The organism is Arthrobacter bambusae (genome assembly GCF_022606295.1).
GTDB lineage: Bacteria > Actinomycetota > Actinomycetes > Actinomycetales > Micrococcaceae > Arthrobacter > Arthrobacter bambusae_A.
The window spans coordinates 93,519-107,763 of record NZ_JAHHZS010000016.1 but is presented as its reverse complement, the minus strand read 5'-3'; the positions used below and the strand labels follow the sequence as shown (position 1 = coordinate 107,763).

Below are 14,245 nucleotides of genomic sequence, written 5' to 3'. Positions count from 1 at the left end.
AAAAGGCCGCGAAATCCCCGTGCACCTTGCCCACATCGCCGAAGGCATCCAGGACTCCGGCACCACCCGCCAGGAAGCCCGCACCCTCCTCGCACACCACGCGACGGCCTGATCCGGAAGGAGCCAGCATGTTCCCCACCCGGATTGAAATCATTCCCTCAGACGGAATCGTTGAGAAAGTCCAGGCAACAGTACCGCTTTCCACAACACTCACCGTCACCTGCCTGCCCCATCACGGCATCGCGCGGACCATGGAGGCGTCCGTCAGGCTCAGCCTCCTTGGCTACACCGTGATTCCGCACCTCTCGGCACGTGGGTTGGAGAACCGGGCGCAGCTTTCCGGCATCCTCCGGGATTGCGAGGCCGCCGGGATCAGTGAGGTCTTCGCCATCGGTGGAGACGGACCTCTTGGCGCGGGCCCCTACCGATCGAGCCTTGGGCTCTTGGCGGATATCGCCGAGTACACCGGCGGCAGCATCACAGCGGGCATCGCCGGTTACCCCGAGGGACACCCCTCCGTGAGCGGGCTGGACTTGTTGGACGCCCTGCTGGCGAAACAACAGCTGGCGACGCATGTTGTCACGCAGATGTGCTTCTCCGCGCCGAAGATCCTCGACTACGCCGCGCTCCTGCGCCGGGAAGGCGTCGAGCTTCCCGTATGGGCCGGCGTGGCCGGAGCAGTTCCCCGGACAAAACTGCTGGCCTTGGCAACCCAGATCGGCGTCGGGACGTCGCTGAAGTTCCTCAGCAACAAGGGAACTCTTGCCCGCAAGCTCCTGGGCCCGGACAAGTACTCACCGGAAACCCTGGTGTCCGAGCTCATGGCGCAGCCGAATGGGGTCTCGGGAATCCATCTCTACAGTTTCAACCGACTGGACATGCCCATCTGGGAGCGAAACGATCTGCCCGATCCTGACGCCAGCGAAGCAGCGACCGCGTAGCGCTGCCAACAGCCTAGGTCCCGGAAACCCCTAGCTCCCCGGGACCGAAATCACCGCGACCGTCTTCTGGGTGTCGTCGCGCAGTTCCACGCCCGAAATCCCGGCGAGCTGGACCGGCGTCGCGCCCGTGACCTTGATGTGCCCGCTGGACGTCGCGGTCCAGCCGCAGGCCATTTCCTCCGTGCCGTCGCGGCCCTTGACCCACAGGTACATGGTGCCTTGCGGCGGCATGCTGCGGCCTTCCAGCTGCAGCTCCGTCCCCCACGCCTTCCGGACGAGCCCCACCGTGAGTTGCAGGCCGTTGTCCGTCTGCACCGAATAGCTGGCGTCTGGCTTGGGCGGCTGGTTCAACACGGGCCCCGCCAATATGCCCACTCCAAGGCAAGCGGCGGCAACGGCACCCACCAGGGCCGTCCACCGGCGTCGGGATTTCCGCCGCCGGGCTGCCATCTTCAGGAGAATCGGCTGCGGAAGCGTTTCTGGAAAAGCCCCCATAAGTGAGCGGGGGTCGGCAGTGGCCGCGGCGGGCTCGACGGCGGAAGGCTCGACGGCGGGGCGCCCGGCGGCGAGCGCGACGGCGTCGGGCACGGGGACGGCGTCGAGGAGGGCCGGGAGGCTTTCCAGCTCGCCCAACTCGAGCCGGCAGTCGGCGCAGCTTGCCAAATGCTCCTCGAAAACACGGGCCTCGGCAGGCTCGAGTCCGCCCAGCAAGTAGGCGCCCAGCAATTGGTGAAGTCCGGTTTCGTTCACCGCTGCACCCCCATTTCGTCGAGAATCGTGCGAAGCGCCCTGACGGCGTAAAAGGCCCGGGATTTCACTGTGCCGCTGGGGATGTTGAGCCTCAGCGCGGCCTCGTTCACCGTGAAACGTTCGTAATGCAGTGCTACCAGGACCTCCCGGTGTTCGGTGCTGAGCCGCAGGAGCGCCTCCTCCATGAGGACCCGGTTGAGGAGCTCGTCCACCCGCTCGGTGGCCTCCTCAGGGTCCGCCATGTCGCGTTCGGCAGCCTCTGCCGGGCGCCGCTGGGCCTTGCGGTAGTTGTCGATGATGACATTGCGGGCAGTGCGGAACAAATAGCTGCGCAAGCTGCCGGTGATCTGCGGTGCGTGCTGCCACACGCGGAGGATGGTCTCCTGCACCACGTCCTCAGCCAAGTGCGCGTCCGGCGTGCAACTCAGCACGAAGCGGCGCAGGGCCGTACCGTGGTCGCGATAGATCGCGGCCACCACGTCCTCGTCGAGCGGCATCGGCGCCTCCTTGGTGCTCGGCTTCCCCTTCTCTTGGGATACGACGTGCGCACCGCGAATAGGGTTCAAGCCCTGTGAACCATTCTTCACCCGGCGGCGTCGTACGGGTTAGCTTCCGGCACGTCCACGGCCGGTCGAAGCGAAGGAGCAAACCATGAAGAAGCAACTCGGCACCGGGCTCGGCATCCTTGCTCTGGCCATCGCCCTCACTGGCTGCGGAGGAAGCCCCGGCGCGTCGTCCTCAAGTGCCTCCAGCCCCGCGGCCTCGAGTCCGGCGGCATCGGGTTCGGCGAGCCCTACCGGCTCGTCGTCGAGCACTTCAGCTGGCGCGGCGGAACTGAAGACGGCGTCGTCGAGCTTCGGCGAGCGAGTGGTTGCGGCGAACGGCAAGAGCGTCTACATCTTCGCGAAGGACGCCAAGGATTCCGGCAAGAGTGCCTGCACCGGCGGCTGCGCTACCCTCTGGCCTCCCGTGACAACGACGTCGGCCATGCCTGGAGTTGACGGAGTGAGCGGAACCATCGGCACCATCCCAACAGCCGCCGGCAAGATGCAGATCACCATCAACGGGATGCCCATCTACTTCTACTCCAAGGACGAAGACTCCGGTGACACCTACGGCCAAGGCGTGGGCGGTGTCTGGTCGCTGGTCAGCCCGTCCGGCTCCATGGTGACCCCGAGCAGCAGCACCCCGAGCAGCAGCACCCCGAGCAGCAGCACCCCGAGCGGCAGCAGCATGGGCTACTGAAACCCTCGCTCACCTTTGCACCCCAAAAGGCAAACGCTCGCTCAGATCTGTCCGGACCGGCCGGCAGATCTGAGCGAGCGTTTGTCCAAAAGGCCCCAAAGGTGAGCGGGCGTCGGCCTCAGAAGCCCCAAAGGTGAGCGGGCGTTTAGGCGTCTTCGAACTCGTCAGCGTCCTCGAACTCCACCGCAGCGATGATTTCCTTCGTCTCCGGGTGGATCATGAAGGCTTCGTCGTCCTCTTCGATCATGATGTAGTTGCCCTGGTCCGTGGCGAAGTGCCAGGCGAGGATGGTCTCGCCGTCATGCTCGTAGTTGGGATCGCCCATGGTGATCTTCTCCAGCTGGTAGCCGGCAACGTCGCACAGTTCACGGATGATGAGCTCGAATTCAGGGGCGTTCTCAAGTTCAGCTTCGGCCGCCTCGGCCTGACGCTCTTCGAGGTTCGGGATGAGGGCTACGCGCTCGGCGATGTGGGCCTTCAGCTGCTCCTCGTCCAGGTAGAGCACGCCGTCCTGGCTGCGGAGCCACGCTGCGTTGAGTTCGATGATGTCTTCGGTCTCGAGGAGGGATTCGAATTCGCCGTCGAGGGCCTCGAGTTCGGCAACGGCTTCCGGTGCCACTTCGGACTCGTCAAGGTCGCCGTCCAGGTAGGCCTCGGCATCATCCTCGGACAGCGCGTCAAAAGCCGCGGCGGTGCGGTTGAACAGCTCAAGGTGGCCTTTGGCGCCCATTCCTTCGAGGCCTTCGCGGACAAACGCATCCACCTCTTCGCGTTCCGGAACCGTGAACACGTACTGGGCGAAACCGCCCGCGAGTGCCTGTGTCAGGTAGTAGTCCACAAAGTAGCTGCGCAGGGCATTGGTAGCGATTTCCTCATGGTTGAGGAGCTCCTCGTACATCTCGTTGACCACGGTGACGTTCGCGTCCACAACGTCGGCACTGTCGGCCTCGATGCTGTCCTTCGTCAGAACGACGGGGTTCTCATTGCTGGTCATGGGATTTCCTCACTGCTGGGAAGCTTGTGCTGCTCCGGACCCTTTCAACGTACGCGGGGGCGGTTGTCGGGCAAGCTAGGCAGAGGTGAACGTCCGGCAAAGTTTCAGGGCCGCTCAGTGGGCCCTAGGATTCATAGATAGCCTCCTGCCGAAAGTAGCCTTAACGAATGCCTTCCCACTCAGACGATTCCTGGGAACTGGCGATTCAGACACCCGCCATTAACGACCGCTCCCTCGCGGCCGGCCTCGCCTATGCCATGGGAAGCCGGGTCAGCGGCATCACCTTCGACTCCGCCACCGGCCTGATGATGGGCAAGGTCAGGGGCAGCGGCCCGTCGCCGTATTCAACGTCGGCCAAGCTGGTCCGCAAGCCCGGCGGCTGGAGCTGCACCGTGGGCGTGTGCAGCTGCCCCGTCCGGAAGGACTGCAAACACGTGGCCGCCCTTCTTTTCGCGGCCGAAGACCATCCCGCCGTGCGGGCACAGCTGCTCAGCGCGCCCGCGTTCGGGCAGACGGCCCAGCCCGGAGCAATCGTTCAGCGGCCGGCCTGGGAGCAGGCACTGAGCAAGCTCATCGCCACTCCAGGGACCACCCCGCAAGGCCAGGGCCTCCCCTTGGCCCTTGCCTTCGAAGTGGAAGAGCCGGCCCCGCACTTCTCCTACACAGGCCGGCGCGACCCGCTCCGCCGCGTGCGCCAGCTCAAGGCCCGTCCGGTGATGATGGGAGCCAAGGGCAAGTGGATCCGGGGCGGCGTTTCCTGGACCAACCTGAACTACCTTGGCTACAAGCGCGAGTTCAATGAAGCCCATATCGACTGGATGCAGAACTTCCTGGCCGCGCATTCGACTGCGGACTACCGGCAGCTCACGTCGAGCATGTGGATGCTCCTCAACGAATTCGCCGGCAAGAACCTGTGGAGCCTGCTGGCCGAAGCCGAGAAGATAGGGGTTTCGCTCATCCACTCCGGCGGGAGCGAGCCGGTCCGCGTTGCCGCGGAGCCCGCCGTCGTCGGGCTTGACCTCAGCCGGCCCGACGACGGCCTGCAGCTCGCGCCGTCGGTGACCTTGGGCGGGGACACTCTTGATCCCGCGACCTTGGGATTGCTTGGGCGTCCGGCGCATGGCTTGTTCTTCACTGGTCCCGGCGAGGGCCACTTGCCCGGGGTGTCGGCACCGGAGAACCTGATTACGCTGGCCCCCTTGGAGGGCGGCGAGTCGCAGGAACTCCTCGATTTCGTCATGGGCGCATCCCGGCTCCAGATCCCGGCGAAGGACGAAGAGCGATTCCTCACGGCGTTCTATCCGAAGCTCAAGCAGTCCACCCGGGTCACGGCGGCGGACCATTCCGTGGAGTTGCCGGTCCTGGCAGTGCCCACGCTGTCCCTGTTGGCGAACTACGGCTCCGACCACCGCGTGCGGTTGCACTGGGAGTGGCACTACAAAGCCGGAAAGCTTGTGACGGCCCAGCCGCTCTGGCGGCACCCGGACGACCACGGCTACCGCGACGACGCCGAGGAAGCCCGGATCCTGGAGACCTTGGGCCGGCCTTGGGACGTGGTTGGCGCGCTGGGCGAGTCGTCGAGCGGCGGATGGGGGGCTCCGCGGCTAGCGGCGTCGGTAGCTCTGGACGGGCTCGACACCCTGGCCTTCACCGAAGAGGTGCTGCCCCGGCTCCGCGAGCTGCCCGACGTCGTTGTGGACACCTCGGGTGAGATCGCCGACTACCGCGAGGCCACCGAGGCTCCCGTTGTCTCCATCTCGACGAAGGCCACCGACAGCCGCGACTGGTTCGATCTCGGCATCGTCATCACGCTCGAAGGCGAACCGGTGTCCTTCGCCGCGGTGTTTTCCGCCCTCGCCGCTGGCCAGAGCCGGATGTTGCTGCCGAGCGGCGCCTACTTCTCGCTGGACCTGCCCGAACTGCACCAGCTCCGCGCGCTGATCGACGAAGCCAGGTCCTTGCAGGACAACCCGGACCGGCACGGCACCCTCCAGATCAGCCGCTTCCAGGCCGGACTCTGGGATGAGCTTGCGCAATTGGGAATTGTCGATGAGCAGGCGGCTGCTTGGCGCGAGGCCGTGGGCGGCCTGCTCGACGACGGCGTGACCGGACTGCCGCTGCCGGGCTCGCTCGATGCGGAGCTGCGTCCATACCAGCTGGAGGGCTTCAACTGGCTGAGTTTCCTGTACCGGCACAGCCTCGGCGGTGTGCTGGCCGACGACATGGGCCTCGGCAAGACAGTGCAGGCGATTGCCCTGATGTGCGCGGCGAAGGAGCGAGCTGAATCCGACGCCGATGGCCCGGCCGGTGCGAGTGGCTCCGCTCCTTTCCTGGTGGTGGCTCCCACCAGCGTCGTGGGCAACTGGGCTGCAGAGGTTCAACGCTTCGCGCCCGGTTTGAGCGTGAAGACCATCGGAGAGACTTTCGCCAAGTCCGGCGCGGATCCGCAGGAAGCCATGGCCGGAACCGACGTTGTCATCACCTCCTATGCCCTTTTCCGGATCGACTACGAGGCCTACGCAGCCAAGGAATGGGCCGGGCTCATGCTCGACGAAGCCCAGTTCGTCAAGAACCACCAGTCCAAGGCCTACCAGTGCGCCCGCAAACTCCCGGCGTCCTTCAAGCTGGCCATCACGGGAACGCCGCTTGAGAACAACCTCATGGAGTTCTGGGCGCTGACCTCGATTGTCGCACCCGGGCTGTTCTCCAGCCCGCGCCGCTTCGCCGAGTACTACCAAAAACCGGTCGAGAAGAACGGCGACAAGGCCCAGCTCGCCAAGCTCCGACGTCGGGTACGTCCCCTCATGATGCGCCGCACCAAAGAGCAAGTGATCAAGGACCTGCCGCCCAAGCAGGAGCAGGTGCTCGAAGTGGTGCTGAACCCGCGGCACCAGAAGGTGTACCAGACGCACCTGCAGCGTGAGCGGCAGAAAATCCTGGGGCTCATCGACGACGTCAATAAGAACCGCTTCACCATTTTCCAGTCGCTCACCCTGCTGCGGCAGCTGAGCCTGGACGTCTCCCTCGTAGACGAGTCCTTGTCCGCGGTGCGCTCGTCCAAGCTGGATGTGCTGTTCGAACAGCTGGAGGACATCGTTGCCGAGGGGCACCGGGCGCTCATCTTCAGCCAGTTCACGGGGTTCCTGGGCAAGGTCCGGGAGCGGCTCGAGGCGGAGGACATTGAATATTGCTACCTCGACGGCAGCACCAGGAACCGGGCCGACGTCGTGAGCGAATTCAAGAACGGCGCAGCGCCCGTGTTCCTCATTTCCTTGAAGGCCGGCGGCTTCGGCCTGAACCTGACCGAAGCCGACTACGTGTTCCTGCTGGACCCTTGGTGGAACCCGGCCTCCGAAGCGCAGGCCGTGGACCGCACCCACAGGATCGGGCAGGCCAGGAACGTCATGGTCTACCGCCTGGTGGCCAAGGACACGATCGAGGAAAAGGTCATGGCGCTCAAGACCAGGAAGTCCCAGCTTTTCGCGGACGTCATGGAAGGCGACGCCCTGTCCGGTGGCGCGCTCACGGCGGAGGACCTGGCGGGCTTGTTCGCAGAGTAAGGATGCGCGCCTGAGGAACGACCAGGACCGCCGCTATTCACTTTTGATGCCACAAATGTGAATAGGGAGCGACTAACTCACCGTTTCAGGAGGCTATATGGCTGCTTCCGTGATTGGTTCCGCCCGGGCCACCCCCGCTTCGGCATATCGGGTTCCGAACGGCCGTCACTTGATGTATACAATTGAAGGCGGCCTGAGCAATACAGCGTCGCCGAAGGGGGAACCGTGGATGGCACCGAAGCGCCGGCAGTGATGCAGGCAAGCATCGACAGAACTGTGGAGTGGGTGGACACCGATGCGTCGGGCCATCAACACAATTCGGCGATCATGCGTTGGGTCGAGGCTGCCGAAGCAGAGCTCTTCCGCAATCTGGCGCTTCCGGAGTACTTCCCGAGTGCTCCGCGAGTGCAGCAAGTAGTCAATTACACGGCCAAGCTGTGGTTTGGCCAACGGGTGACAGCAACCGTGAAGATCCAAAAAGTCGGCCGTACGTCCATGACCCTTGCGTTCGAGGTCTACGGCCACGCACATCCAAACTCGCCGGGCGGCCTGGCTGCACATGGGACATTGACCACAGCACACGTGCCAGCGGGCTCAGCCTCAGCCCAGCCGTGGCCGGAACGGATCCGGCAGGCTGCTGGCGTAGCGGTCCCGAACAGTCCGGGGTTCTGAACCATGACGGACATGCCCGCTCCGCCGGTACGTCACCAGCAGCTGATCGTCACCATCTATGGGCTCTACGGCCGGAGTTCGGGCGATGCCCTCCCTGTTTCCGTCCTGATTTCGATGCTGGGCGACCTCGGCTACGACGCGCCGGGAGTCCGTTCCTCGGTCTCGCGGCTGAAGGCCAAAGGTGTCCTCAAAAGCGTCCGCCAGGACGGGGTCGCCAAGTACGAGCTCTCTGACACCGTTCTGGACGTCTTCCGCGAGGGCGACCGGAGGATCTTCGCCGCCGATCGATCCGCCCAGTTGGAATCCTGGGTCCTCGCGGTGTTTTCCGTCCCTGAATCTATGCGGAACCGCCGGCACCAACTACGCTCCGAGCTGTCCGGGCTCGGTTTTGGATCCGTGGCCTCAGGGGTGTGGATCGCGCCGGCCCAAGTCCTTGATCAGGCCCGGGAGCGGCTTGCCTCGCGCGGTCTCATCCAGTTTGTGGACTTCTTCCGGGGCGACTACCTGTTTGAAGGCCCCATGCGTCCGAAGGTGGCCGAATGGTGGGATCTAAAGGCCATCGACGAGCAATTCGCCGAGTTCCTGGATCTCTACGAAGGGGCTGGAGATCTTTGGGCCGCACTGGTAGGAGATGATCCCGAGGCCGCCCTGGCCAACTCGACGGCCCAGCTGCGCCGGGATGCTTTCCGCTACTACATCCCCATGCTGACGCTGTGGCGCCGCTTCCCGTACCGGGACCCGAACCTGCCGTCGGAATACCTCCCGAAGGACTGGCGCGGTCCGGCGGTTCGCGAGACGTTCCAGGCGGTTCATCGCCTTGCCGCGCCCCTCGCGGCAGCGCACGCGCACGAACTCATCCACGGCAGCATCGACCTGGTGGCGCCCTAGTGCGATCCAGCGAGGCAACACGGACGTTGACATACCGCCGAGTCGACTGTTAAGTTCGCGCACAGGTCTCGCGGCCAACGCCACGCGGGGTCGTCTCGTCCCGCCTCATCAGGGAAGCAACCTTCAAATAGTCGAGGAATTGTGCACGAATCCATCGCTCCGGACGAGCTTGACTTGGCGTTGTTGGAGGCACTGCAGCGCGCGCCGCGCGCGCCATGGGCTCTGATCTCCCAGGCGCTGGACGTCGCGCCAATCACTTTGGCTCGCCGGTGGGACCGCTTGCGCGAAGCCGGGCTCGCTTGGGTGAGCGCTACGCCCGGTCCGGCTTTTCACACTGTTGGCGTGACCGCGTTCGTCTTGATGTGGTGCCGTCCACGGCTTCGGGAAAAATTGGTCGTAAGGCTGCAGAACGACCCTTCAGTGGCGACCTTGGAAATCACGGGGGGCGCGCCCGATCTTTCCATGACGGTGTTCTCAAGCAGCCTCTACTCGCTTCACGAGAGTGTATTGAGCCGGCTGGGGAGCTATCCCGGAGTTGACCGTGTCGAAGTATCGATTGTAACCACACTGTACGGAGAGGGTAGCCGCTGGCGGCTCCGCGCGATGGACGCCGGTCAGGTTGGCAGGCTCGCATCAGTAACTTCACGGGATCCGCTCGACCGCCGGGAGATGCCGCAGCTAGATCCAGTGGATCGTTCTCTGCTGGACGCGTTGGTGATGGACGGCCGAATGGCCTTCCAGGATTTGGGGGCACAGGCGGGCGTGACCCCGGCGACCGCCCGGCGTCGCGTGGGCCGGCTTGTTGACAGTGGGGTGGTGCGAGTCAGGTGCGATCTTGCCGCGCCAGTGTTTGGCTGGCCCATCTCGGCAACAATCTGGGGCAAGGTTCCCGCGAACAGGCTTCAGGAGGTGTGTCGGAGCTTGGCTGGATCCTCTCAAGTTCGTGTCGCGGCGGCAACGACAGGACCCAACAATCTCATGGCGACCTGTTGGCTCCACTCGCTGGGAGAGATCGAGGCGGTAGAGGCAACCCTGCTTGAGCGGTTTCCCTTTGTAGTTGTGTCTAACCGGGTTATCGATCTGCGGTCCGTCAAGCGAATGGGCAGGCTTCTCGGAGAAAATGGTCGGTCCGCGGGCGTCGTCCCGCTCCGACCGTGGACGGACTGAGCCCAACCACCCGGAGCGAGGATCGTTTTCCTACAATTTTGGCCGTGTTGTTGCTGAATTCAAACAAATTTCTGCCTCTTATGATCGTTGACCTCAGACTTTCCTTAAAGCGCGACAACGCGCAAGCACTGAGTGAGATCCATAGGAGTGACAAAATGGCGCAAACGCGAATCGGACAAGACCCTGCGGCCTCCCCCGCGACGTCTCGCGGCGGCCTGGTTAAGGACGGACCATCCCGTCCCGCAAACACGACTGACGCACCCCTGGCCGAGCCCAGGTTGCGGCGTCACGATTGGATCGCTCTGATCGGTTCGCGCTTCGGGCTGATTATCACCTGGGCCCTGATGATCGTGGCTTTTGGCGTGCTCCTGCCCGGAGTTTTCCTCTCAGGCTCGAACTTGGGTTACCTTCTGAGTTCGCAGGCCACGGTCCTTATCGTGGCAATCGCAGTGACCATTCCCATGGCCGCCGGGGAGTTCGATCTGTCGTCGAGCGGTGTAGTTGTGATCACGGTGGTCACGATGGGGTATCTAAACGTCATCCAAAGGTGGCCGCTGATGCCGACAGTGCTCGTGGCGCTGGCAATTGGGTTGGTAGTCGGATGCGTGAACGCCTTTTTCGTCGTCCGTATCGGGATCAGTTCACTCATTGTGACGCTCGCGATGACCTCGGTGCTCATCGGCTTCGCTTTGGGGCTCAATAACCTCACCGTCACCGGCATCTCTGTGGACCTGGTCGATGCCGCCCGAAGCACTGTGGGCGGGATCCAGCTCGTCTTCTTCTACGCCCTGGGTGTGGTTGTGGTGGCGTGGTACGTCTTCCAGCACACGCCCATCGGCCGCAGCCTGTACTTCACAGGTGCCGGACGAGAGGTAGCTCGCCTGTCCGGAGTTCGAGTGGACGCGATCCGAGCCGGGTCCCTTATCGTATCCAGCCTTCTTGGCGCGGTGGCCGCAGTTCTGCTTACCGGAGTGCTCGGCTCGGCCGACCCAAACGTTGGTACCAGCTACGCGCTCGCACCGTTCGCGGCCGCGATGCTCGGATCCACCAGTTTCACGCCCGGTCGTTTCAACATCTTAGGAACGGCGGTCGCGACATACTTCCTCGCAACCGGCATCACCGGGCTCCAGCTCTTGGGACTGGCCGGCTGGGTGACGCAGGTGTTCTACGGCATGGCCCTGATCCTGGGAGTCGCCCTCTCAACGTTTGCGGCCCGCCGCAACGGCCGAACAATTCGCGCATAAGCATCCAAGAACAATGTCGTTCTCGACCCAAACAAAATTTAGGTGATTTCAAATGATGAGACAGAAACGTGCAGCAATCCTGCCCATCGTGATTTCCGTTGCGCTCCTGGGCATGACGGGCTGTCAACGAGCGAGTGAGAGCACAAATGCCGCGGGGACCTCAAACCCGGAAAGCATCGCCACCAAGGCGCTAGCCCTCGACATTGCGCCGGTGACCGCTAGTCCCAAGATCCCGTCGGTCAAGAACGGGACTTCCTTACGGGGCAAAAACATCAGGTTCATCGCGAGCGGCCTCAGTTTCCCCTTCAGCCAGGACGTTCTTGCCGGCGTCAAGGAGGGCGCCGCGGCGGCGGGTGCCACCGTCACTGTTTCGGACAGCGAGGGCGATCCTCCGAAGGCCGCTTCCCTCGTAGATCAGGCAGTTGCCCAATCCGTCGACGTCATCCTCCTTCAGGGCACGCCCCCGAAGAGCGTCGCATCGAGCATCACCGGGGCCAAAAGCCACGGGATCCCTGTGATCAGTGTCGGCAGTGACGCGCCGGGCAAGGTCTCCAAGGAACTTGCGGATATCGGTGTATTCGCCTACGCGTCGGCAACGAACGACGTGGGCACACGGCAGGCCAACTTCGTGGCTGCGGACTCGTCTTGCCACGCAGGTGTGCTTTACCTGGGCTCTTCGAGCTTCGGAACCTCGAGTTCCGATATGGTCGACCAGTTCACGAAACAGTTCGCCCAGTTGTGCCCCGATGCAAAGGTCGCCGTGCAGGACGCACCTTTGGAAGCTTGGTCGTCCCTCCTGCAACCGCAGGTCAACGCGTTTCTGCAGCGCAATCCAGAAACCCGCTACGTTGTGAGCCTTGTCGACGACATGAATCTGGCGATCAAGCCGTCGATCACCGGGCTCGCTGGCCGAAACATCCGCTTGGTGGGCTCGAACGCCATTGTCGGGGCGCTGAGCGGGCTCCAGGACAAGGCGGACCCGGAGGCGGCCACAGTAGGGACCAACCTCTACCAAATGGGGTGGGCGGCGGTTGACCAGGCGATGCGCGCGATCGCAGGCGAGGACGCGGTTGCAGACGAGCAGGTCCCGAACCGGACATTTACGCGGGCCAACATCGACACGATCGACCTGGCGAAGAAGTCCGGCGACTGGTACGGCTCGTTCGATTTCCGAACCTTCTACACCCGGCTCTGGCAAGGGTGATCAGTACCATGAACTCAACGAACCAGGAGCCCCTGCTCCGGGCCGAGCATCTCACTAAGTCCTACGGCGCCCGTCCCGTCCTCAAGGAGGCATATCTCAACATCGTGTCCGGTGAGATCCATGCCCTACTGGGCGAGAATGGCTCAGGCAAGTCCACACTGATCAAACTCCTCGCCGGCCAGATCGCCCCGGATGGGGGCTACGCGGCAGACAATGCTCCCCGCGTCACGGTGTCCGGCCGGTCGGAGGGACTCCCGATCGACCCTAAGACGGCAGAACGCCTGAAGCTTGGATTTGTGCACCAGGATCTCGGCCTGGTCCTTTCATCCACCGTCATGGAGACGCTAGGGCTAGGGCGTTACCGAACACAGTGGGGAAGGATCAACTGGCGCGCCCAGCGGTCCTATACCGAGGAGACCCTCCGACGGTACGGGCTCGGGCTCTCGCCCGACGCGGTGGTCGGACGCCTGTCCGCAGTAGAGCGGGCCATGCTGTCGATCATCAGGGGCATCGAGTCCATAAGCGGCGAGGAAAAGGGTGTGCTCGTCCTAGACGAACCCACAGCCTACCTCCCGGCGGACGCGGTGCACCAGCTATTCGAGGTCCTCCGCAGGATCAAGGCCACCGGTAGCTCGGTGGTATTTGTGACGCACCGACTCGACGAGGTGAAGGATATTTGCGATCGGGCGACCATCCTGAGGTCAGGCGAAGTCGTGGCGACCATGGATGTCGCGTCAGCGACTACCGACGACCTCATAACGGCCATCCTTGGCACGGAGCTCACGAACCTCTATCCGTCCGAGCATACGAGCGTGACTGAACCCGTCCTACGGGCTACAAATCTCAGCGGAGCAGAAACGCGTGATGTCTCATTCGTGGCGTCCCGCGGAGAGATCCTCGGGCTGACGGGCCTCGTGGGAGATGGTTTCGAGGAGATCATCGGTCTGTGCTTCGGCGCAAGCCGCGGAGAAGGGAAAGTCGAAGTCAAGGGCACGGAAGTCGAGCAGAAGTGGCTTCGACCGCGCCGTGCCATGAGCATGGGGATGGCGTATATCCCCGCAGATCGGGCGACCTCCAGCGGACTCATGGCGGCTTCGGCGGCCGAGAACCTCACAATGGCCACCATGAGGCGTTACTGGCGTTCGGGTCGCATGGCCTACTCAGAGGAGCACAAGGACGCAATCGAGGCGATGCGCCGTGTTGGGTTGCGGCCACTGGCGCCCGATCTGCCCCTCAGCTCGTTCAGCGGCGGCAACCAGCAAAAACTAATCCTTGCCAAGTGGCTGCTCACCCGTCCCCACGTTCTCTTCCTCCACGAACCGACCAACGGCGTGGACGTGGGAGCAAAGAAGACTCTCTTTGACCTGATCAACCGCGCAGCCCAAGACGGCTGCTCCGTCGTGATCGCGAGCAGTGAATACGAGGATCTCGCCCATCTTTGTCATCGAGTCATCGTCATCAAGAACGGGGCCGTCTCCGGAGAGCTGACCGGGGATCAGTTAACCACCGATGCCATAACCCACCGCTGCCTCGCCTCCACAGCGACGCCTGCCACATCGTGAAACCAACATTAAGGAATC

At 63.6% G+C, this 14,245-nt stretch carries 12 protein-coding genes and 2 pseudogenes; 11 read left to right on the top strand and 3 right to left on the bottom strand.

What is annotated here, in order from left to right; all coding sequences use genetic code 11:
* Together KNN17_RS12880 and KNN17_RS12875 are read left to right on the top strand one after the other, a co-directional pair.
* Positions 1 to 112: pseudogene (locus KNN17_RS12880) on the top strand (lipoyl synthase); the annotation flags it as partial.
* A gap of 16 nt (positions 113 to 128) precedes the next feature.
* A complete protein-coding gene (locus KNN17_RS12875) occupies positions 129 to 941 on the top strand; it encodes a methylenetetrahydrofolate reductase (RefSeq protein WP_241709454.1) in 813 nt (270 codons plus the stop codon).
* A gap of 30 nt (positions 942 to 971) precedes the next feature.
* Here the strand turns inward: KNN17_RS12875 and KNN17_RS12870 are convergent, their stop codons facing one another.
* Both KNN17_RS12870 and KNN17_RS12865 read right to left on the bottom strand, forming a co-directional pair.
* Positions 972 to 1,691 carry a zf-HC2 domain-containing protein gene (locus KNN17_RS12870; RefSeq protein ID WP_241709453.1) on the bottom strand — a complete coding sequence of 240 codons (720 nt, stop codon included), beginning with the start codon at positions 1,689 to 1,691 and terminating at the stop codon, positions 972 to 974.
* The gene (locus tag KNN17_RS12865) at positions 1,688 to 2,188 is read right to left on the bottom strand and encodes a sigma-70 family RNA polymerase sigma factor (RefSeq protein ID WP_059389901.1); all 501 of its coding nucleotides are present in this window, start codon (positions 2,186 to 2,188) and stop codon (positions 1,688 to 1,690) included. The genes KNN17_RS12870 and KNN17_RS12865 overlap by 4 nt, the downstream gene beginning before the upstream one ends.
* A 154-nt stretch (positions 2,189 to 2,342) precedes the next feature.
* On the opposite strand from KNN17_RS12865, the gene KNN17_RS12860 reads away from it, so the two are divergent.
* Positions 2,343 to 2,936, top strand: a complete 594-nt coding sequence (locus tag KNN17_RS12860; RefSeq protein WP_241709452.1) for a COG4315 family predicted lipoprotein — start codon at positions 2,343 to 2,345, stop codon at positions 2,934 to 2,936.
* Between the two features lie 145 nt (positions 2,937 to 3,081).
* On the opposite strand, the gene KNN17_RS12855 is transcribed toward KNN17_RS12860, so the two are convergent.
* Positions 3,082 to 3,930, bottom strand: coding sequence for a DMP19 family protein (locus KNN17_RS12855; protein WP_241709451.1), 849 nt, complete (start codon positions 3,928 to 3,930; stop codon positions 3,082 to 3,084).
* 167 nt (positions 3,931 to 4,097) lie between these two features.
* Between KNN17_RS12855 and KNN17_RS12850 the strand changes: the two genes are divergently transcribed.
* The 8 genes and pseudogenes from KNN17_RS12850 (at position 4,098) to KNN17_RS12820 (ending at position 14,227) form a co-directional block, all read left to right on the top strand.
* A complete protein-coding gene (locus KNN17_RS12850; RefSeq protein ID WP_241709450.1) occupies positions 4,098 to 7,490 on the top strand; it encodes a DEAD/DEAH box helicase in 3,393 nt (1,130 codons plus the stop codon).
* A 225-nt stretch (positions 7,491 to 7,715) separates the two neighbouring features.
* Complete coding sequence (locus KNN17_RS12845) at positions 7,716 to 8,162, top strand: acyl-CoA thioesterase (RefSeq protein WP_241709449.1); 447 nt, start codon at positions 7,716 to 7,718, stop codon at positions 8,160 to 8,162.
* A 3-nt stretch (positions 8,163 to 8,165) separates the two neighbouring features.
* The gene (locus tag KNN17_RS12840; RefSeq protein ID WP_241709448.1) at positions 8,166 to 9,050 is read left to right on the top strand and encodes a PaaX family transcriptional regulator; all 885 of its coding nucleotides are present in this window, start codon (positions 8,166 to 8,168) and stop codon (positions 9,048 to 9,050) included.
* A gap of 141 nt (positions 9,051 to 9,191) precedes the next feature.
* Positions 9,192 to 9,335: pseudogene (locus tag KNN17_RS22675) on the top strand (AsnC family transcriptional regulator); the annotation flags it as partial.
* A 57-nt stretch (positions 9,336 to 9,392) separates the two neighbouring features.
* Positions 9,393 to 10,217 (top strand): Lrp/AsnC family transcriptional regulator, encoded by an 825-nt coding sequence (locus KNN17_RS22555; protein ID WP_241709447.1) that lies wholly within the window; start codon positions 9,393 to 9,395, stop codon positions 10,215 to 10,217.
* A gap of 155 nt (positions 10,218 to 10,372) precedes the next feature.
* Positions 10,373 to 11,461, top strand: coding sequence for an ABC transporter permease (locus KNN17_RS12830; protein ID WP_241709446.1), 1,089 nt, complete (start codon positions 10,373 to 10,375; stop codon positions 11,459 to 11,461).
* A 52-nt stretch (positions 11,462 to 11,513) separates the two neighbouring features.
* On the top strand, positions 11,514 to 12,665 hold the full coding sequence (locus tag KNN17_RS12825; RefSeq protein WP_241709445.1) for a sugar ABC transporter substrate-binding protein: 1,152 nt from the start codon (positions 11,514 to 11,516) through the stop codon (positions 12,663 to 12,665).
* 8 nt (positions 12,666 to 12,673) lie between these two features.
* Positions 12,674 to 14,227, top strand: a complete 1,554-nt coding sequence (locus tag KNN17_RS12820) for a sugar ABC transporter ATP-binding protein (RefSeq protein WP_241709444.1) — start codon at positions 12,674 to 12,676, stop codon at positions 14,225 to 14,227.
* Positions 14,228 to 14,245: the final 18 nt, after the last annotated feature.